This window comes from Vibrio alginolyticus NBRC 15630 = ATCC 17749 (genome assembly GCF_000354175.2).
In the GTDB taxonomy this organism is placed as follows: domain Bacteria; phylum Pseudomonadota; class Gammaproteobacteria; order Enterobacterales; family Vibrionaceae; genus Vibrio; species Vibrio alginolyticus.
The window spans coordinates 2657711-2677728 of record NC_022349.1 but is presented as its reverse complement, the minus strand read 5'-3'; the positions used below and the strand labels follow the sequence as shown (position 1 = coordinate 2677728).

Below are 20018 nucleotides of genomic sequence, written 5' to 3'. Positions count from 1 at the left end.
AAGTCTGTAATATTAATAGGTTTAACGCGGTCTATGTCATCACAGCATCAGATACAGACGAAATGAAAAAGTTCGCAAATTTAAGACACGTATTGAAGGACAAATACCATGCTCAACAAACAAACATTGATCAGTATAGAAGATGCCTTGCCAGGTAGAGATCAACCAATGCAGATTGACGATCATCATTTTGTAAATAAATCTAACCTAAAGGCGCCTCTTGCGTCACACCAACAGCAGATTTTGCTCGGAATGGGCTGTTTTTGGGGCGCTGAGCGCGTATTTTGGCAACTCGACGGCGTTGTATCTACTTCGGTCGGTTACGCTGGGGGGTACACACCCAATCCCACGTATGAAGAGGTCTGTACAGGTAAAACGGGTCATACAGAAGTCGTACGAGTCGTTTTCGATGAACGCGTCATCTCATTAGAAAAGCTACTGGCTGTTTTTTGGGAAAAACACGACCCAACTCAGGGAATGCGTCAAGGTAACGACTTAGGTACTCAATATCGTTCTGCAATTTACACTTATTCGACGGGGCAACTCGAGAGCGCAGAGAAATCGAAACTCTTGTATCAGCAAGCACTGCAAGAAGAGCAACGCGCGAACATCACCACCGAAATACAACCAGCAGGTCCGTATTACTTTGCGGAAACCTACCACCAGCAATATTTGGCGAAAAACCCTGATGGTTACTGTGGCATCGGAGGAACGGGAGTTTGCTTCCCACCAAGCCTCCAAGGATAAACCTAACCAGCAACAAAAAGAGCGACCGATATGGTCGCTCTTTTCTAAATCTAAGTGGGTACCAAGCTAACTAAGCCGATAATGATGCTATCACTTGGTTGACTTCTTTAAAGATGGTGAGCCTTTTATGATCGTTGACGTCAGGTAGTAACACTTTGCCATTGTCGAACTTAAAACAGCCAACCCCAACAATAAAAAACTGACCTTTGAACAACGTTTTAACAAAACGGGCCACTTGTAATGGTCGATATACAGCAAACTCACGTAGCATAACTCACCTCAATTCCTTTGAGAAAACACGGATTGCTTATTTTTCCTCTGCAATCTTAATGCGCAATTTGCGACGGAAATCATTTTAGCAAATTCTAAATATAACGCAAGATTACACCACTCCATACGTTAAATAAATGTTATCAACGGTCCTACAAATTTCTAAGATCTGGATATATACTGGAAGCTTCCAAACCTCGTACGGAATATAACAATATGAAAACTAAGACTCTCCTACCTCTACTACTGGCCTTAACGCCAAGCTTGACCTTTGCACACAACTTGTCAGTGGGTAAAAGCGTTCCTCCTGTCAATGTTGCCGCTTACGGCGAGATTGTTTTACAAGGCGAAGGCGTTGCATACCAACCCTGGGCAACTCAACATATGCAAGGCAAAGTTCGTGTTATTCAAGCCATCGCAGGCCGTAGCAGTTCAAAAGAGATGAATGCCCCTTTAATGTCGGCAATAACAGCGGCAAATTTTCCACAAGAAAGCTACCAGACGACGACTATCATCAACCAAGATGATGCAATTTGGGGGACAGGCTCTTTCGTGAAGTCTTCAGCTCAAGACAGCAAAAAAGAGTTTCCTTGGTCATCCATGGTTCTTGATGAAAATGGCGTAGTTGCTAATACTTGGGACCTGAAAGAAGAAAGCTCGGCCATTATTGTTCAAGACAAAACGGGCAAAGTTCTGTTTGTCAAAGAGGGCGCACTTGAGCAAGATGAGATAACAAAAGTCATTGAGCTTATTAAACAGAACATCTAGCTTCATTGAATGGCTCCTTATTCTTGTTGTAAGGAGCTATATGAATTTGATTAGAAGCATGGGCAGTGATAACTCTGCTCTTTATAAGTGCGACACTTCCACAGAGAGTATTACCAATATTTTTCGGCACGCATGTGTGGAGTTAAATTTTTCTGCTAGCCAACAAAAGAGTGAACTTTTATTCATTATGGGTGTTATATTATAACAGTCGGTAAGAGGAGCTCAGATGTACCACCACCAGCAAAAAACACTAAGATATTGGTATCGCACTGCTTTATTTTTCAGTGTTGCGTTGCTGATCGCTTGGAACTTTGCGGTTGTACTTCATCAAGTCGATCTGACGCCCGACCATCATACCCATCATCATTGCCAACTATTTTCTGGTGTTCAGCACGGTATAGCAAAGGTACAACCTACCCTCTCTACACCGACTTTTACGCGCGCCCAGCATCATCATGTTTTTTTGCATCTCGTGTACGGCGAAGAAGTTCTTGGCGCTGCTCGTGCCCCTCCTTATTTTGCTTAATTTCCAAACTATTCCACACTCAAAATTATTGAGTTCATTTCCGCACCTAGTGTGTCAGGAACAATAACTTAGTGAAACTCGAATCTGAGCAATACCGCCTTTGGTTAATGCCAGTAAAATTAGGAAAAATACAATGTCATCAAAACACGTTTTAGCCCTTGCTATTGGCCTCACTTTATCGACAGCAGCGAATGCAAACGAATACCGCCAGCATGGTGCTCATGTGCATGGTCACGTCGAGTTTAATATCGCCCAAGATGGCAAAGATCTGTTAGTAGAGATTACAGCTCCTGGAGCTGATGTTGTGGGTTTCGAACATGCTCCAGAAAACGCGCAACAAGAGCAAGCGCTTAAACAAGCCGTCGCTACACTCGAAGACAGCAACGCATTGTTCGCTATTAACTCACAAGCTGATTGTAATGTTGAAGAAGCTTACGTGAGCCACAACCTAAGCGAAACTCATGAGGAACATGATCATAGTGAGCACGACCATGATGACCATGCACATCACGATCATGAAGGGCACGAACACCATGATCATAATGAACATCATGATAAACATGACCACCATGACGATCATGATGAGGCGCACGATCATGGCGGTCACGGTGAATTTTCGGTGCAATATCGCTTCAGTTGCGAACAAGTTAATCAGCTTAGCCAAATCCAAACCGATTGGTTTAACCAGTTCCCAACTACAGAGTCCATCAGCGTCAATATATTCACTGATACCATGCAATCAGCAATTAAATTAAGCAAAGATAACACCCAAATCGTAATCAAATAACACGAGTGGCGTGTAAGTACCTACTTACACGCCAAAGCTTTGGTGATTTAATATGACTGAAACCACACCAAATGTTGTCGAGCTAGAGGATGCCCAATTTTTCTGGCCCGGTTCAATCAACGCAACCATCCACATCCCTAAATTACACATTACACAAGGCGAGCATGTGTTTATCAAAGGTCCAAGTGGCTGCGGTAAATCGACCTTGCTCGCTTTGTTGACGGGGATTAACACATTAACTTCAGGCTCTCTATCTGTACTCGATACTGACCTTGCTAGTTTAAGTGCCAGTCAGAGAGACCGCTTTCGCGCCAATCATATTGGCTACATCTTTCAACAGTTCAATTTATTGCCGTACCTTAACGTACTTGAAAACGTATTATTGCCATGTCAGTTCAGTAAAATACGACGTGACCGTGCCCATTTAGGTGCCTCATCTCAAACGTTAAATGAACAGGCTCAGGCCCTACTAGAACGACTGCACCTGCCAAACGAGCTTCATACACGCCCTGTCTCTGAATTGAGTATTGGTCAACAACAACGTGTGGCTGCGGCTCGAGCTCTGATAGGACATCCAGAGTTAGTGATCGCTGACGAACCAACCTCAGCTTTAGACTATGACAATCGCAAAGCATTTATTGAGCTCCTTATGGAGCAAGCGAATCAAGCCAATGCCACACTGGTATTCGTTAGCCACGACCCAACACTCGAACCCTTATTCGATCGCACGCTCAATCTACCCGACATTAATCAAGTATCTAGCCTAGGAGCCATATCATGAGTGCTGTTGTAAAGCTCGCCTGGAAAAGCTTGATGAACCGCAAAGCGACGGCAATTCTAACCATCATGACCGTTGCGATTTCAGTGGTACTCCTCTTGGGCGTCGAGCGTATCCGAACTCAAGCCAAGGATAGCTTCGCCAATACAATTTCAGGCACTGACCTCATTATTGGTGGACGCTCTGGGCAAGTGAACCTATTGCTCTATTCTGTGTTTCGTATTGGTAATGCGACCAACAACATCGATTGGAAAAGCTACCAAGAGTTTGCCAATCATCGTTCAGTCGATTGGGCTATTCCAATCTCGCTTGGCGACTCGCATAAAGGCTTCCGAGTTATGGGAACCAATCACAGTTACTTTGAGCATTACAAGTTTGGAAGTAAGCAACCACTAACATTTAGCAAGGGTAGAGAATTCCATGGTTTATTTGAAACCGTGCTAGGTTCTGATGTCGCTAAACAACTTGGTTATGATATCGGTAGCGAAATCATCATTGCCCACGGCATTAGCGACGTTGGCTTTAGCCGTCATGACAATCTGCCATTTAAAGTTGTCGGTATCCTTGCACCTACAGGAACACCAGTCGACAAAACTGTCCATGTATCATTGGAAGCCATCGAAGCCATTCACGTCGGATGGGAAAGTGGTGCGCGTTTGGGCCCGACACCCAAGGCACAAGATCTCAAAAACAGAGACTTTCAGCCCAAACAAATTACCGCTATGCTCGTTGGTTTGAAATCTCGTATTCAAACTTTCGCCCTGCAAAGACAAATTAACACCTACCCCAAAGAGCCGCTCAGCGCCATTATGCCCGGCGTTGCGTTGCATGAGTTATGGGGAATGATGTCGGTTGCAGAGCAAGCCCTAATGGCAGTATCTGGTTTTGTCGTGATCGCAGGGTTGTTAGGTATGTTAAGCAGTCTATTAACTAGCCTACAGGAACGCCGCCGTGAAATGGCGATTTTGCGTGCCATGGGAGCAAGGCCTCGTCATGTTTTCTCACTCTTAATTAGTGAAGCCAGCTTGCTTACTGCTGCTGGTATTATTACTGGCGTTACTGGGCTGTATGCCATTCTTGCTATCGCGCAGCCGATCATCCAACAGCACTATGGAATACATCTCACCTTAAGCATCTTATCTACTTATGAGTGGATGCTATTAGGTTTCGTACAATGCGCTGGTATTGTGATTGGTTTCATTCCCGCACTCCGCGCCTACCGACAGTCACTGAGTGACGGAATGACAATAAGGATTTAATAAAATGTGGAAAAAAATACTCGCAAGTTGCTTGCTGGTCGTCGCATTCACAGCGCCTGTTATGGCCAGCGAAGAACCATTGAAGCTTGACTGGATTGACCTTGTTCCAGAAAAAGAGCGTAAATTGTTCGACAGTATAGGCATGCCCGCATCTGATCACAGTGGTGGTGCAGCCCAGCAGTCCAAGATTGGTAACGTTCGACCAGAACTGAACGGAAGCCAAGTTAAAATTCCGGGGTTTGTTATCCCACTTGAAGGTGATGCCGATACCGTCACCGAATTTTTATTGGTGCCATATTTTGGAGCTTGTATTCACGTGCCACCACCGCCTCCAAACCAGATCATTTACGTGAAGTTTCCGAAAGGCGCGCCTGTTCAAGAGTTGTGGGATGTCATATATGTGGTTGGAACGTTGAAAACCGAGACGATAAACCACGAACTGGCAGAAACGGCTTACGTTATTGAGGGATCAGAAATAGAAGCCTACGACGATATGTAATTTAAGTCGTCGATAAGCCTCGCTACACCTAAGGCGTCACACTGGCGCCTTTTTTAGCTTTGTGCTACACGATATAACGAGATAAATACGCTAATACGCCCACATAAATAACCAAAAGAAACGCTATCGACAGGTGCTTTTTGAGTTTACCTGCTTCTGAGAACTTCATAGCCCCTCCAAAATAACGATAACAATTTTAACAACTCATTATCATTTTGAATAGCCCTATTCGTTCAAAAACTGAGAACTCCTGTCTGGTCGCTTGGTCAGATAAGGTGTAAATTTAAACGTGCGAACCGCGCAGTTCTTGGTAGGAAAACGAATGGCAGACCCGACAAAGCAACCTGTTGTCATCGAACATCAGTCAGACACAAAAAAAAATACGCAACAAGAAAAGAAACAAGGCTACATAAAAGACAGTGCTAGTAAGGTAAAAACCATAGCCCAAATACACGGTCTTGACGCCTTACTGCAAACCGAACCGCCAGCCAAATCTGCGTTTGAAAGAGCCCAATTGCGAGAGCAAAGACGCCAAGAACAGCGACAAAAAAACTTAGAACAGATTTTAAAATTAGCGCACAGTTCATGCCGAGATGAGACAGCGGGAGAGCCAGACCAAGATTGGTTGCATCGATTTTTTGAGATGGCTCAAGACATCCATAACAGCGCGATGCAAAAGCTATGGGCTCAAGTGATGAAGCGTGAAGTGACCAATCCGGGTTCAACATCCATGAAAGCGTTGAAAACCCTCAAAGATATGTCACCAAAGGAAGCACAAACTCTGCAAAGAGCCGCCTCTTTAGCGTGCAGTTTTGGAGGGGATCACAGCAGAAAACTGCTGATTGGTTACAAAGCGCAAGGAGGCATATTTAGCTTCGGCAAGCGAGACGTCGCCAACAGCCTAAATATGGGAAGTTTTCAACTGCCGTATTCAAGCTTGTTGCTCTTAATTGAATTAGGGCTGCTTCACAGTGCCGAACTTGAATCTGGCGAAATTAGTATCGAGACACCGTTGGTCCTCACCTACCAAGGTAAAAACTTGTCGCTGAACGTAAACAGTAAAGGTGTCCGCCTTTTATATTACCGCTTCACACCCACAGGCAATGAGCTCTGTACCTTGCTCGGAAACAAACCACATGCCGAATACTACGATCAAATGCTTGCACTGTTAAATCATAGATTTAGTGTCCATAGTGAAGCTAAAAGTACGGTTCATCATACTGTCTAGCCAGTTGGAGAAGCATTTGACCACCTATGATCCAAATACTTCTCCAGCCGCTCAAAGAGCTTTAGGTCACCTATGATCTACATGCTTTTTTATCGGATCACACCGCGTTGTTTAAGATCGATTAAGCACAAATCCACCAACTCCTCGACACTCTTTTCTCCTGCGGGCAAATCGATTTCAGGGTACTCTGGCGCTTGATATTCCGAATCAATACCAGTGAAATTAGGAATCTCTCCCGCACGGGCTTTACGGTATAAACCCTTAGGATCTCGACCTTCGCAAACCTCTAGAGATGCATTGACATACACTTCAATAAACTCGCCTTCTGGCAATAAATCGCGCACTAACTTCCGCTCTGCACGATGCGGTGAAATAAACGCCGACAGAACAATTAAACCCGCATCTGCCATCAACTTCGCCAGTTCACCAATGCGACGAATGTTCTCGCGACGGTCCTGTTCAGAAAAACCTAAATCGCTACACAAACCATGCCGTACATTGTCACCATCCAATAAATAGGTGTGGTAACCCAATGCTGCAAGGCGATTTTCCAACGCCCCTGCTACGGTTGATTTACCCGCTCCAGATAAACCAGTGAACCACAATACGGCAGGTTTTTGCTTCTTTAATTCAGCACGAAACTGTTTATCAACCGAATGCTGGTGCCAAACAATGTTTTCATCTTTTACCGTCGTTTCGGCAGTCATAACGTATCCTTGTAAATATCGGAATTAAAACGGGAAAAAGACCGGGATCAAAGTAAGTACTAATACAGAGTACACAATCGAAATTGGCACTCCAATTCTCACGTAGTCGGTCAATTTGTAATTTCCTACGCTGTACACCAGCAGGTTAGTTTGGTAACCGTAGGGAGAGATAAAGCTCGCACTCGCGCCGAACAAAACCGCCATGATGAATGGCATCGGATCCACGCCATAACCCACCGCCATGCTATAGCCGATAGGAAAAGAAAGCGCAGCCGCGGCATTGTTTGTCACCAATTCAGTGAGTACCAATGTCATGATATAAGTCGCCACCAAGGCACCAAATACTCCCCAGCCATTAAACGCTTCAATAAACATCACTCCCATTCTTTCTGACAATCCAGAAGAGATCATCAGTTGAGCAATAGACAAAGCGGAACCGACAATCACGACGATATCGATCGGAAAACGGCGGCGCAGTTCTGAAATCTGCACAATACCAAACGCAATAAGCGCGATAAGGTACACAGCTAGACCTTTAATAATCGGCACTAACTCTAATAGAGCGCATCCAATTACGGCTGCAAAGCCCAGTAATACAATGGAAGACTTATTCGTATCAAGCCGAGCGCTAGAGTCCAAGTCATGCACTAAAACAAACTCTTTACGATGAGCTCGGCGTTCAGACTCAAAACGCTTTCCTGGAACCAGAACTAACGTGTCTCCTGGCGCTAAGGTAATACTACCCAAGCCACCTTCTAGGCGTTCGTGGCCTCGGCGAATCGCCACAACAACGGCATCGAATCGGTCGCGGAATCGGCTCTCTTTGAGGGTTTTGTAGCAAAACGTCGCCGACGAGCTCACCACAACTTCGATAAAGTTTTGCCCATTTAAGTGCTGCTGACCAAACAACTTGAGGCCCGGAATTTCTTGCAGGGTCGCGACGCTCTCAACATCGCCACAAAATAACAGGCGGTCTTTTGCGTTGAGCACAAAATCCGGTCCCACAGAAGAAACAGTAACACCATCGCGCACCACTTCTGCAAGAAACAGTTTGCGCAGCGCACGTAAATTATTCTCGCTGATCGTACGCCCAACTAGCGGTGATCCAGGCTCAACGCGAGACTCAAGAAAGTAAGGTAAATCTTCTTGGTTTTGATCATCATAATTCGGTAGCAAGTAGCTGAGCGGGATAAGAATCAGCATCCCTCCCACCAGCACAGCCAAACCTATCATCGTAGGTGTAAAAAAGCTCAGGCTCGGTAAGCCTGCGTCTTCGACAAAGCTGTTGATGATTAAGTTAGTCGACGTACCAATCAAAGTTAACGTGCCACCAAAAATGGCGGCGTAAGACAAGGGAATAAGTAATTTCGAAGGTGCATGCTGCTGATTACGCTTAATCGCCCCAATCAATGAGACAACCACAGCGGTATTATTCGTAAATGAAGAAAGCAAGGCGGTCGACACACCGAGCTTAGCAATCACGCTGCCTAACTGGCCCTCAGAGATACTTCGGCTCACCCAACTGATCAGCAGTGTTTTTTCTAGAGCACAGGATGCAAGAATCAATAGAACCAGGGTTAACAATGAAGAGTTGGTAAAATTGGATGCGATAGTGGCTGAATCCATCATCCCAGCCATGAATGCAATAAAAGCGGCACCCGCAAAGACATAACTAGGCTTAATTTTCGTGACAAGCAAGCAAGTGATAATGCCAAGCAAAATCGCTAACACAAACCCTTGTTCCCACATAGCCTTTCCTTACCAAATAGCCCTAAAGGGCACAACAACGACTCATTTATCCATGAATCACCGACAAACGAGTAAACAGACAAAAATCAGCGCAAGCGAAAAGAACATCAGAATGCTCGGTTTCTTGGGCTCCACCGAAGCATTCTGGTATTAGGAGAATACCTAACGACATTTCGCAATTCAGTTAGGTAGCGACACCCCAAGTACAACAGCAAACAGTGCCTGAAATTATCGTACTTGGGTGAGCCAGTTACTTTTTCAGAAACTGGCTGACGTCTTTTGCTTCCCAGTGTGGGAAGTGTTTACGGACAAGCGCATTAAGCTCAACTTCAAACGCAGAGATGCCCGTCAAATCGCGCTCAACCACGGCGAGGCTCTCTTTAACCATGCCAGCACCAACCGTCACGTTTGTCAGACGATCGATAATGATAAAGCCACCGGTATCTGCACAGTCTTGATAATTGTCCAGCGCGACTGACTCATTAAGAGACCATTCACACAAACCAATACCATTCAATGGCAGCTCTGCCGAGCTATGAGTCGAGAGATTATTAATGTCATATTGATGACGAATCGCTTCAACATGACCTACGGTTTTCTTACCTGCGATTTTGATGTCATAGTCACGACCCGGTTGCAGGGGTTGCTCTGTCATCCATACCACATCGGCAAGCAAATGGTTTGTGGTTTCCACTTGAGCATTATCTAGAACAATCAAATCGCCACGGCTAATATCGATCTCATCGCTTAGCGTCAGAGTGACAGCTAATCCGGCACGAGCTTCTTCGATATCACCATCAAATGTCACAATACGTGCCACAGTTGACGTTTTACCCGATGGCAATGCTTTAATGGCATCACCGACTTTGATCGAACCAGAAGAAATGGTCCCCGCAAAACCACGGAAATCGAGGTTAGGACGATTAACGTATTGCACAGGGAAGCGGAATTCACCCGCGCCTTTTTCTTGATCCACATCGACCGTTTCAAGAAGCTCAAGCAATGATGGGCCTTTAAACCAAGTCAGGTTTTGGCCTTTATCCACCACATTGTCCCCTTCAAGCGCTGAGATCGGGATGATTTGAATATCAATATCCCCTGTCAGATTCTCAGAGAACTTCAAATACTCGTCGCGGATCTCTTCAAAGCGCTCTTGCGAGTAATCCACTAAGTCCATCTTGTTGATCGCCACAACAAAGTGCTTCAAGCCCAACAGGTTGGAAATGAAAGAGTGACGACGAGTTTGATCGAGAATGCCCTTACGTGCATCAACCAGAATCACAGCTAAGTCACATGTCGATGCACCTGTAGCCATGTTACGTGTGTACTGCTCGTGTCCAGGAGTATCTGCAATGATGAATTTACGTTTCTGCGTCGAGAAATAGCGGTAAGCCACATCAATCGTGATCCCCTGCTCACGCTCAGCTTGTAAGCCATCGACCAACAACGCAAGGTCAGGCTTTTCACCCGTGGTACCCACACGTTGGCTGTCTGAGTGCACTGCCGCTAGCTGATCTTCATAAATTTGTTTTGAGTCATGGAGTAAGCGACCGATTAATGTACTTTTACCGTCATCCACCGAGCCACAAGTCAAGAATCTAAGTAACGACTTGTACTGGTGTTGTGTTAAATAGCCTTCGATACCAAGCTCGGCTAATTGAGCTTCAACTGCACTGTTCATTATCTTTCCTTAGATCCTTTAGAAGTAACCTTGACGTTTCTTAAGCTCCATCGATCCTGACTGATCGTGGTCGATCGCTCGGCCTTGGCGCTCACTCGACGTTGCCACCAGCATCTCTTCGATAATGCCAGTTAAAGTGTTTGCTTCAGACTCGATGGCCCCAGTCAATGGATAACAACCAAGGGTACGGAAGCGCACACTCTTCTCTTCAATCACTTCACCCGGTTGAAGCTCCATACGATCATCATCAACCATGATCAGCATGCCATCGCGTTCAACAACTGGGCGTTTGTCCGCGAGGTAAAGCGGCACGATCTCGATGTTTTCTAAATAGATGTATTGCCAGATATCAAGCTCAGTCCAGTTAGACAGCGGGAATACACGAATGCTCTCACCCTTATTGACCTGGCCGTTGTACGTCTTCCATAGCTCAGGACGTTGGTTTTTAGGATCCCATGTATGGTTCTTATCGCGGAATGAATACACGCGCTCTTTCGCCCGTGATTTCTCTTCGTCGCGGCGCGCACCACCAAAGGCCGCATCAAAACCGTACTTGTTCAGCGCTTGTTTTAAGCCTTGAGTCTTCATGATGTCAGTGTGCTTAGAAGAACCATGAACAAACGGACTACAGCCCATGGCTAGACCTTCTGGATTCTTATGTACCAAAAGCTCAAAACCGTATTTGGCCGCGGTGCGATCACGAAATTCAATCATCTCGCGGAACTTCCAATCGGTGTCAACATGCAGCAATGGAAATGGAATCTTACCTGGGTAAAAAGCTTTACGCGCAAGGTGCAGCATCACTGATGAGTCTTTACCAATCGAATACATCATGACTGGGTTATCAAACTCAGCCGCAACTTCACGGATGATGTGGATACTCTCCGCTTCGAGTTGTTTAAGGTGAGTTAAACGTTGTTGGTCCATGTTTTGTATTTCCTTTTTAAGCTTGAAGGCGCATTACGTCTCTAATCTTTGGTCTGAAATTATATGGAGTTGGCAATAGCACTTTTGTTGAATTCAGTACTAGACAAAAACCAGTCTAACTTTTGAGACAGTCGCACTACCTCTCCGACAACAATCAAAGATGGCGATTGTGCTTCCTTCGATAAATCAGAGAGTTGGGAGAGTTCTCCCGTAAATACTTTTTGTTGAATCTGCGTGCCACGCTCAATAATGGCAATCGGAGTCGACGCTGAACGGCCATGCTTAATGAGTTGATTCTGAATATAGTGTGATTTCATCAGCCCCATGTAGATCACTAAAGTCTGATTCCCACGCGCCAACGTGGACCAATCCATCTCATCACTTTCTTCTTTCAAGTGGCCAGTCACAAAGATGGCCGATTGCGCATAATCACGATGAGTCAGTGGAATACCAGCATAAGCGGTTGCGCCAGCTGCTGCGGTAATGCCAGGGACAACTTGAAAACGAATGCCAGCATCTGCAAGCACTTCTAACTCTTCACCACCACGACCGAATACAAACGGATCACCACCTTTAATGCGCACTACTTTGTAGCCCTGCTTGGCAAAATCCACCAAAAGCTGATTCGTCTTCTCCTGCGGCACACTGTGATGCCCAGCTCGCTTCCCAACGCACACTAAAATCGTATCGCTTGGAATCAATGCCATGATTTCTTCAGACACCAAGTAGTCGTACAAAACCACGTCAGCTTGCTGCAAGCAGTTCAGTGCTTTCACCGTCAGAAGTTCAGGATCGCCTGGTCCTGCACCTACTAAGGCGACTTCACCAGGCTGTAGCGATTGCTTTGCAAAACGAGTAACACCAGCGACTGGGTTGTCAGAAACTAACCGGGGCTTTGGTTTAGGAAAAGAAGTGACTGAATCGTTCGTTGCCATGTGCTTGCTCATCGTCCATTGATATCGTTATGCAAGCATTATGGCGGGGCGTTTATATTACCTGAAATTCTAAAATTTCATTTTTTATTCAAAAATCTGCTAAGAAGTTTTTGTTTGGTCTCATTCAAAAGCGTGAAAAAGTCGGCGGTTAATATGAATAAGGTTCAGTAAACTGATTAATGTTCACAGTTTTCTGTATCTTTATCATCAAGTTGCATCTGTGTTTGATACATTACGCAGTACGATTTCCCCTTATCATTGAATTGGAGCACCAAATGAAAGTGGCAGTTCATCCTATTTCCCTCGCAGTATTAAGCGGCATGCTAACGCTTGCTGGCCCAGCAATGGCCGATACCATCAAGCTTCGTATTATCGAAACCACCGACATTCACACCAACGTGATGGATTACGATTACTACAAAGACCAACCATCACAGCAAATCGGTTTAAGTCGCGCAGCAACAATAGTGAAACAAGCTAAGTCCGAGGCAGAAAACACGGTACTAGTAGATAACGGTGATTTAATTCAGGGCAGCCCAATGGGCGATTACATGGCGGCAAAGGGGATTAATCCCGGCGACGTGCACCCAGTCTACAAAGCGATGAACCAGCTAGACTACGATGTGGGCAATATTGGCAATCATGAGTTCAACTATGGCTTAGATTTTCTACAAAAGACGTTGAAGGGGGCAAACTTCCCTTACATCAACGCAAACGTATTTGATAAACAAACCGGTGAGCATTACTTCAAGCCTTACCTCATCAAAACTCACACATTTAAAGACACAAACGGCGAAGCGCATCAAATAAAAGTGGGTTACATCGGCTTTGTACCACCACAAATTATGGTGTGGGATAAGAAGAACTTAGAAGGCAAAGTCTTTGCTAAAGACATTAAGGAAACAGCAGAGAAACTGATTCCTCAAATGAAGAAAGAAGGCGCAGACGTGATTGTGGCGATTCCACACTCGGGCATTTCTACTGATCCATACAAACTAGGCGCAGAAAACTCTGTTTACTACCTCACAGAAGTTGAAGGTATTGATGCGATTGCTTTTGGTCACTCTCACGCCGTCTTCCCAGGGAAAGACTTCGCAAACCTACCTGGTGTTGATATAGATAAAGGGACCATCAATGGTGTAACGTCAGTGATGCCTGGTCGCTGGGGAAGTCATGTAGGTGTGATGGATTTGATGCTGAAAGAGAAAGACGGCAGATGGCAAGTCGTCGAAGGCCAAGCAGAAGCACGCCCTATCTTCGATAAAGTAAATAAGAAGTCATTAGCTAAAGCCGATGCAGATATTGTGAAAGCGTTAGAAGAAGATCACAAAGGCACTCGTGAATTTGTAAACCAACCAATCGGCAAAGCAAGTGATGTCATGTACAGCTTCTTGGCATTAGTGCAGGACGACCCCACCATTCAAATCGTTAACCTTGCTCAGAAAGACTACGTAGAACGCTTTATTCAAGGCGACCCAGACCTTTCTGACATTCCAGTACTGAGTGCGGCAGCACCATTTAAAGTCGGCGGTCGTAAGAACGATCCGAATAACTTTACAGAAGTAGAATCCGGTCAGCTCACCTTCCGTAATGCGGCCGATCTTTACTTATATCCAAACACCTTGGTTGCGATGAAAGTGAAAGGTAAAGAAGTTCGCGAATGGCTAGAGTGCAGTGCGGGTCAATTCAACCACATCGACATCAACAATCCTAAACCGCAATCTTTGATTGATTGGGATAATTTCCGTACTTACAACTTCGATGTTATTGATGGGGTTAACTACCAAATCGACGTTACCCAACCGCCGAAGTACGATGCGGATTGTAAAGTGATTAATCCAGATTCTCAGCGTATTGTGAACCTGACGTTCAATGGTAAGCCTGTCAATCCGAAGCAAGATTTCATCATCGCAACCAATAACTACCGTGCTTATAGCAATACTTTCCCTGGTACAGGCCCAGATTTCATTGCATTTGACGCACCAGATGAAAACCGCTCTGTCGTCGCCACTTATATTTCTCGCGTGAGTGAAGAAAAAGGAGAAGTGACACCAAGCGCTGACAACAACTGGTCTTTCGCACCGATTAAGTCCGATAACAAGCTAGATATTCGTTTCGAAACCTCCCCTAGCGATAAAGCGGCGCAATTCATCAAAGAGAAAGGACAATACCCAATGAAGCGCGTGTCAACAGATGACATTGGTTTCGCGATTTATCAAATCGATTTGAATAAATAAGGTTGATTTGACAGCAACACTAAGCGGCTCTCATGAGCCGCTTTTTTGTTATCAATAAAACCCGTTAAAATAAAGAAAACCGTTTCTGAGTTATCACATGCACAGCGATCTTTTTTCAGACTTAGTCAAACATGGCTTTTTAGAGACAGAAGCAAACCAACTTATTGAAAATGGTGAGTTGCTCGAACTGCCTACACGCCACATTCTTAATCACCAAGGGGAGTTTAGCTCACACCTTTACTTCATCATTGAGGGGCTATGCCACGCAAGCTATCTTACTGAGCACGGCAAAGAATTCAGTAAAGAATTTTATTGGGAGAAGGACTGGGTTATCGGGTTTGAGAGCATAATAAAGGACCAACCTTCGCCTTACTTATTGGAAACGCTGAGCGCTTGTCAGCTATTTTGCTTGCCAATTGAAACGTTGCATCACTGGCGAGCAGAAAAGCACGCCATTTACTTAAAGCTACTCGAAAACCAACTGGTTAATAAAGAGAACAAAGAACGCTTTATGTTGCTCTACTCTCCAGAGGAACGATATCAATTATTTTGCGCTCATTACCCAGATTTAAAGCAACGTATTACCGATAGTCAAATTGCGGCCTACCTGGGCATTACGCCAATCAGTTTGAGTCGAATCAAAGCACGCTTAACCAAAGATCACACTCTCAAATAAACTCAAAAAAGAAAAAAGCTCTTCAAACGAAGAGCTTTTTCTCTGCTATTTGAGCTATTTAAGAATTCGCGCCCGGAACTGGCGCCCTTTCATCTTGCCGTTACTAATGGTTTGTAGAGCCTTTTTAGCTACAGACTTTTCGACGGCAACATAAGCGCGCACAGGGAACAGGTGAATCTTTCCGACTTGAGAGCCTGGAATACCATTTTTTCCTGTCAAACAACCTAAAATATCACCCGGTCGTACTTTCTGTTTCTTACCGCCATCAATGTTAATCGTCACCATTTTCGCTTGGTATGGCTGCTGATTTGATTTGGCAGGCAATGTTGCTGGTACCACGTCCATCTCTAGGTATTCTTCAATACGAGCTACACGTAAACCGTCTTTCTCACCAAAAAAGCTAAACGCTAAACCATTACTACCCGCACGACCTGTACGACCAATACGGTGCACATGAACCTCAGGATCGCGCGATAGCTCAAAGTTAAAGACAGCATCAAGATTATCAACGTCCAAACCACGCGCCGCAACGTCTGTTGCAACAAGGATAGACACACTCTTGTTAGCAAACTGCACCAATGCTTGGTCGCGTTCACGCTGCTCTAAGTCCCCATGGATATCGATAACGCTGAATCCTTTGTGATGCAACTCATCTGCGACACTTTGCACTTCTTTTTTGGTATTACAAAAAACAACCGCGGACTCTGGTTGGTGAGTCAGCAGCAAATTCGCCAATGCTTCATCACGCGCTTCCGAGCCTTCAACTTTATAGAAGTACTGCGCAATGCTTGAAGTATCATGCGTCGATTCCACCTTAATCACTTCCGGTGTCTGCATTATACGCTGCGCAATTTGCTCAATTTTTTCTGGAAAAGTAGCACTGAAAAGTAGAGTTTGACGCTGCTTTGGCGCTGCATCGATGATTGCATCTAATGCGTCTTGGAAACCCATGTCCAACATGCGATCAGCTTCATCTAGCACCAAGGTATTCAGTTCGCTAAGATCAATTCGGCCTTTTTCAAGGTGATCCAAAATACGACCAGGAGTACCAACTAGGATATGCGCACCATGCTCTAACGAACCAATTTGTGGCCCCATAGGCATCCCACCGCAGAGAGTAAGCACTTTAATATTATGAATGCCGCGACCTAAAGTACGAATTTCCTTCGCTACTTGATCTGCAAGCTCACGTGTTGGACACAATACTAATGACTGGACACGAAAGCGTTTGACGTTGAGGTTCGATAAAACCCCTAAACCAAATGCAGCGGTTTTACCTGAGCCCGTTTTACCCTGCCCGATGACATCACGATGTTTTAGGATTGCAGGCAAGCTCAAAGCTTGAATTGGCGTCATGTGGGTATAGTTCAGGGAATCAAGTGTGGCGAGTAACGCTGGGTTAAGCCCAACTTGATCGAATGTTTGTTTGCTCACGGGGATATCCTCAGGTGAGATGGAAAGAGGGCACATTATCACCAGATTTGGTGGGAAAACCAGTGCTAATTAACCTTTGTTAATGAGTATGAGCTCAAAACAAAGTAAAGTCAGTCACTCTATTCTCATTACGGATAACAACATGCTCACTTGGATTACTTTGCCCTTTGCTCAGCTAACAACCACGCAGCTGTATGAAATGATGAAATTGCGTGTGGATGTATTCGTTGTTGAACAAACCTGCCCTTACCCTGAACTTGATGGTAAGGACACGCTGGAAGGCGTTTATCATCTAATAGGCTATCACGGTGATGAACTGGTTGCTTGCGCAAGATTACTGCCCGCAGGCACTACGTATGACAATGTGAGTATTGGTCGAGTGGTGACAAAGCAGACCGCGCGAGGCGGTGGCTTAGGTCATAAATTATTGGACAAGGCCTTGGCACAATGCGAAACATTATGGCCAGGACAGACAATAGATATAGGTGCTCAAGAACACCTCATCCAGTTTTATGCTAGTCATGGATTCAAGGTTATCTCAGAGTGCTATCTTGAAGATGGTATCCCTCATGTGGATATGCGGAAAGAATCCGTAGCGCTATAAGCTTCAACTCGATTGGTTACTATGAAAACTAATCGCTATGAAAAACTAACTAAAAAGACGCTATATCTTCGCGTCTTTTCATTTGAAGCGTTTACTTGTTACGTCCAAAGGTCCCATCCGATAAACGGAAAAACATAACGGACCGCCCGCTTTTTTCCAGCTGTAGCATATCTAACTCGCCTTCGTCACTAAGCTTAAAGCGAATCAACTGTCCCTGCTTTATTTGGCTTAGCGGCTTATCACTGCCTTCTATTTTGACTAGAGCGCTAAGATCCGCCATAGAGAGCTGATTACTTCTGAAAACCTGCGCTAATGTATCACCATTTTTAACCGTGTACTCTTTCCAGTCTTCAGATTTCGGTCCAGAGTTCTGAGAGGTTCTCTGCTGGCTTAAACTCTGCGCGTTCAGCTCAATCGCTACGCGTTGATGATCGACCTCAGTCTGCTCAACTGGTTGATCTGTTTTATTTGGCAAAGGAATAACAAGGAGTACCAGAATCAATGGCACTAAGACCATCAAAGCACGCTGATGAAATTTAGGCAGACGCAACCAAAACTGCTTAACAGGCTGTATACGCTCCAACCATTGCTCTTTGTTGAACGGCTGCTTCCAGTCGATAGCAGCGAATTTTTGTTTAACCAATTCGACATAGTCGACTTGCTGCTTTTTCTTTCTGCGACGATTCATTGTAATGAGTCCCTTAATACTTCTACGGTCAGTATAAAAATACCGACGCGGAGAGTATATGTTTTTCACCAAACTAAAATGGAATTGGGATTAAATTAGCAGAAATTTCACTTGGAGTAAGAGATAAGTCACAACCTGGCCGCCTCAATTAAGCATTCAGTCGCAATCATTTAAACCTAAGCTCGAAACTGATATCCTGTTACCTTTATCACTCCTAATAAGAGCGACATTCATGTCTGAAATTAAATTTGAAACTGCAGAACAAAAAGCAAGCTACGGCATTGGTCTGCAAATGGGTCAGCAACTTGCAGGCTCTGGTCTTGAAGGTCTTAGCGTTGATGCTATCGCAGCGGGTATTGCAACAGCACTAACTGGTGACATGCCATCAATCGAAATTGATGAAATCAACAAAGCACTACAAGAACTTCACACTCGTGCAGAAACAGCTCGCCAAGAAGCAGCAAAAATTGCGGCAGCAGAAGGCGAAGCGTTCCTAAAAGACAACGCTCTACGACCTGAAGTTAACGTTCTAGACTCTGGTCTTCAGTACGAAATCATTTCTGAAGGTACTGGTGCAGTTCCTACAGCAGAAAGCTCAGTTCGCGTTCACTACCACGGTGAGCTAACTGACGGTACTGTATTCGATAGCTCTGTATCTCGCGGTCAACCTGCTGAATTCCCTGTTACAGGTGTAATCAAAGGTTGGGTAGAGGCACTACAACTAATGCCTGTTGGCTCTAAGTGGAAGCTATACGTACCACAAGATCTTGCGTACGGTGAGCGTGGCGCTGGTGCGGCTATCCCTCCATTTGCAGCTTTAGTTTTCGAAGTAGAACTATTAGATATTATCTAATTGAAACCATTTTCAATTATGATTAAATAAAACGGCGCACTAGCGCCGTTTTTTTGTCTAAACTGAATAGACTTTCTCACCTCTGAACCTTTCACTCTGATAGCCTTTAAAAATAAAATCACTTTTAAAAAACGCTCAACCTTTGGAGGTACTATGCGTAAAACACTCCTAACTCTAGCACTCCTATCAATCAACATTGGTAGTGCGCACGCATTCTTAGATTCAGTCACTCAAAAAAGTAAAGAAAGTGGCCTGATGGACATGGTCGGCAGCAGCTTGAACACCGAGTCATCTCCATTAACAGACATGCTAACTAGCCAATTACCAGTATCCACTGAGCAAGCAGCCGGAGGCAGTGGTGCGCTACTCGCTTTGGCTCAAAGCCAGCTTTCGCAAGAAAATAGTAGTGAATTACAGTCTTTGATTCCTGGACTTTCAAACTTGCAAGGAGCACAAAGCTTACTAGGAAATATTGAGAATATCAGTGCAGTCAAAAGTGCATTCGATACGTTAGGTTTAGACCCATCTATGATCAGTCAGTTTGCTCCAGTCATCTTGGATTACTTGAACAAGCAAGGCGCTAGCGAAGGGCTTCTAAGTTCGTTGGGCGGATTGTGGAATACTAGTAAATAAGCGTAAGTGATAATCACTTTTTAAATTGCCAG

General features: G+C 44.8%; 21 protein-coding genes. 13 read left to right on the top strand and 8 right to left on the bottom strand.

The window, feature by feature from the left end:
• The first annotated feature begins 108 nt into the window (after positions 1-108).
• Entirely contained in the window at positions 109-747 is a 639-nt protein-coding gene (gene msrA, locus N646_RS12405; RefSeq protein WP_017820282.1) for a peptide-methionine (S)-S-oxide reductase MsrA, read from the top strand.
• 70 nt (positions 748-817) lie between these two features.
• On the opposite strand, the gene N646_RS12400 is transcribed toward msrA, so the two are convergent.
• On the bottom strand, positions 818-1018 hold the full coding sequence (locus N646_RS12400; RefSeq protein WP_017820283.1) for a DUF1107 domain-containing protein: 201 nt from the start codon (positions 1016-1018) through the stop codon (positions 818-820).
• A gap of 215 nt (positions 1019-1233) precedes the next feature.
• Between N646_RS12400 and N646_RS12395 the strand changes: the two genes are divergently transcribed.
• The 7 genes from N646_RS12395 to N646_RS12365 all read left to right on the top strand — a co-directional run bounded on the left by N646_RS12395 (position 1234) and on the right by N646_RS12365 (position 6862).
• Complete coding sequence (locus N646_RS12395) at positions 1234-1785, top strand: YtfJ family protein (RefSeq protein WP_005383122.1); 552 nt, start codon at positions 1234-1236, stop codon at positions 1783-1785.
• Positions 1786-2011: 226 nt separating this feature from the next.
• Positions 2012-2311: a DUF2607 family protein gene (locus N646_RS12390; protein ID WP_005379608.1), complete on the top strand. Its 300-nt coding sequence runs from the start codon at positions 2012-2014 to the stop codon at positions 2309-2311.
• A 133-nt stretch (positions 2312-2444) separates the two neighbouring features.
• Entirely contained in the window at positions 2445-3098 is a 654-nt protein-coding gene (gene zrgA / locus N646_RS12385) for a zinc uptake protein ZrgA (protein WP_017820285.1), read from the top strand.
• 52 nt (positions 3099-3150) lie between these two features.
• A complete protein-coding gene (locus N646_RS12380; RefSeq protein WP_017820286.1) occupies positions 3151-3879 on the top strand; it encodes an ABC transporter ATP-binding protein in 729 nt (242 codons plus the stop codon).
• Entirely contained in the window at positions 3876-5135 is a 1260-nt protein-coding gene (locus N646_RS12375; RefSeq protein ID WP_017820287.1) for an ABC transporter permease, read from the top strand. The genes N646_RS12380 and N646_RS12375 overlap by 4 nt, the downstream gene beginning before the upstream one ends.
• 4 nt (positions 5136-5139) lie before the next feature.
• Positions 5140-5634, top strand: a complete 495-nt coding sequence (locus tag N646_RS12370) for a DUF3299 domain-containing protein (protein ID WP_005379600.1) — start codon at positions 5140-5142, stop codon at positions 5632-5634.
• Positions 5635-5956: 322 nt separating this feature from the next.
• Positions 5957-6862 carry a TIGR03899 family protein gene (locus tag N646_RS12365; protein WP_005379599.1) on the top strand — a complete coding sequence of 302 codons (906 nt, stop codon included), beginning with the start codon at positions 5957-5959 and terminating at the stop codon, positions 6860-6862.
• Positions 6863-6951: 89 nt separating this feature from the next.
• Here the strand turns inward: N646_RS12365 and cysC are convergent, their stop codons facing one another.
• The 5 genes from cysC to cobA all read right to left on the bottom strand — a co-directional run bounded on the left by cysC (position 6952) and on the right by cobA (position 12861).
• On the bottom strand, positions 6952-7569 hold the full coding sequence (gene cysC, locus N646_RS12360; RefSeq protein WP_017820288.1) for an adenylyl-sulfate kinase: 618 nt from the start codon (positions 7567-7569) through the stop codon (positions 6952-6954).
• A 24-nt stretch (positions 7570-7593) separates the two neighbouring features.
• Complete coding sequence (locus N646_RS12355) at positions 7594-9318, bottom strand: SLC13 family permease (protein ID WP_017820289.1); 1725 nt, start codon at positions 9316-9318, stop codon at positions 7594-7596.
• 250 nt (positions 9319-9568) lie between these two features.
• Complete coding sequence (cysN, locus tag N646_RS12350; protein ID WP_017820290.1) at positions 9569-10999, bottom strand: sulfate adenylyltransferase subunit CysN; 1431 nt, start codon at positions 10997-10999, stop codon at positions 9569-9571.
• Positions 11000-11017: 18 nt separating this feature from the next.
• The gene (gene cysD / locus N646_RS12345; protein WP_005379592.1) at positions 11018-11926 is read right to left on the bottom strand and encodes a sulfate adenylyltransferase subunit CysD; all 909 of its coding nucleotides are present in this window, start codon (positions 11924-11926) and stop codon (positions 11018-11020) included.
• A 59-nt stretch (positions 11927-11985) separates the two neighbouring features.
• Complete coding sequence (gene cobA / locus N646_RS12340; RefSeq protein ID WP_017820291.1) at positions 11986-12861, bottom strand: uroporphyrinogen-III C-methyltransferase; 876 nt, start codon at positions 12859-12861, stop codon at positions 11986-11988.
• Positions 12862-13136: 275 nt separating this feature from the next.
• On the opposite strand from cobA, the gene cpdB reads away from it, so the two are divergent.
• Both cpdB and N646_RS12330 read left to right on the top strand, forming a co-directional pair.
• On the top strand, positions 13137-15098 hold the full coding sequence (gene cpdB / locus N646_RS12335; RefSeq protein WP_017820292.1) for a 2',3'-cyclic-nucleotide 2'-phosphodiesterase: 1962 nt from the start codon (positions 13137-13139) through the stop codon (positions 15096-15098).
• Between the two features lie 97 nt (positions 15099-15195).
• Positions 15196-15774, top strand: coding sequence for a Crp/Fnr family transcriptional regulator (locus N646_RS12330; protein WP_017820293.1), 579 nt, complete (start codon positions 15196-15198; stop codon positions 15772-15774).
• 54 nt (positions 15775-15828) lie between these two features.
• Here N646_RS12330 and dbpA read toward each other — a convergent pair whose 3' ends face one another.
• Positions 15829-17208 carry an ATP-dependent RNA helicase DbpA gene (gene dbpA / locus N646_RS12325; protein ID WP_017820294.1) on the bottom strand — a complete coding sequence of 460 codons (1380 nt, stop codon included), beginning with the start codon at positions 17206-17208 and terminating at the stop codon, positions 15829-15831.
• Positions 17209-17350: 142 nt separating this feature from the next.
• Here dbpA and N646_RS12320 point away from each other — a divergent pair, with 142 nt between their 5' ends.
• A complete protein-coding gene (locus N646_RS12320; RefSeq protein WP_017820295.1) occupies positions 17351-17812 on the top strand; it encodes a GNAT family N-acetyltransferase in 462 nt (153 codons plus the stop codon).
• A 91-nt stretch (positions 17813-17903) separates the two neighbouring features.
• On the opposite strand, the gene N646_RS12315 is transcribed toward N646_RS12320, so the two are convergent.
• Positions 17904-18500, bottom strand: coding sequence for a LysM-like peptidoglycan-binding domain-containing protein (locus N646_RS12315; RefSeq protein WP_017820296.1), 597 nt, complete (start codon positions 18498-18500; stop codon positions 17904-17906).
• Positions 18501-18732: 232 nt separating this feature from the next.
• On the opposite strand from N646_RS12315, the gene N646_RS12310 reads away from it, so the two are divergent.
• Together N646_RS12310 and N646_RS12305 are read left to right on the top strand one after the other, a co-directional pair.
• Positions 18733-19353, top strand: coding sequence for an FKBP-type peptidyl-prolyl cis-trans isomerase (locus tag N646_RS12310; RefSeq protein WP_005383137.1), 621 nt, complete (start codon positions 18733-18735; stop codon positions 19351-19353).
• A gap of 153 nt (positions 19354-19506) precedes the next feature.
• The gene (locus N646_RS12305) at positions 19507-19986 is read left to right on the top strand and encodes a DUF2780 domain-containing protein (RefSeq protein WP_017820297.1); all 480 of its coding nucleotides are present in this window, start codon (positions 19507-19509) and stop codon (positions 19984-19986) included.
• Positions 19987-20018: the final 32 nt, after the last annotated feature.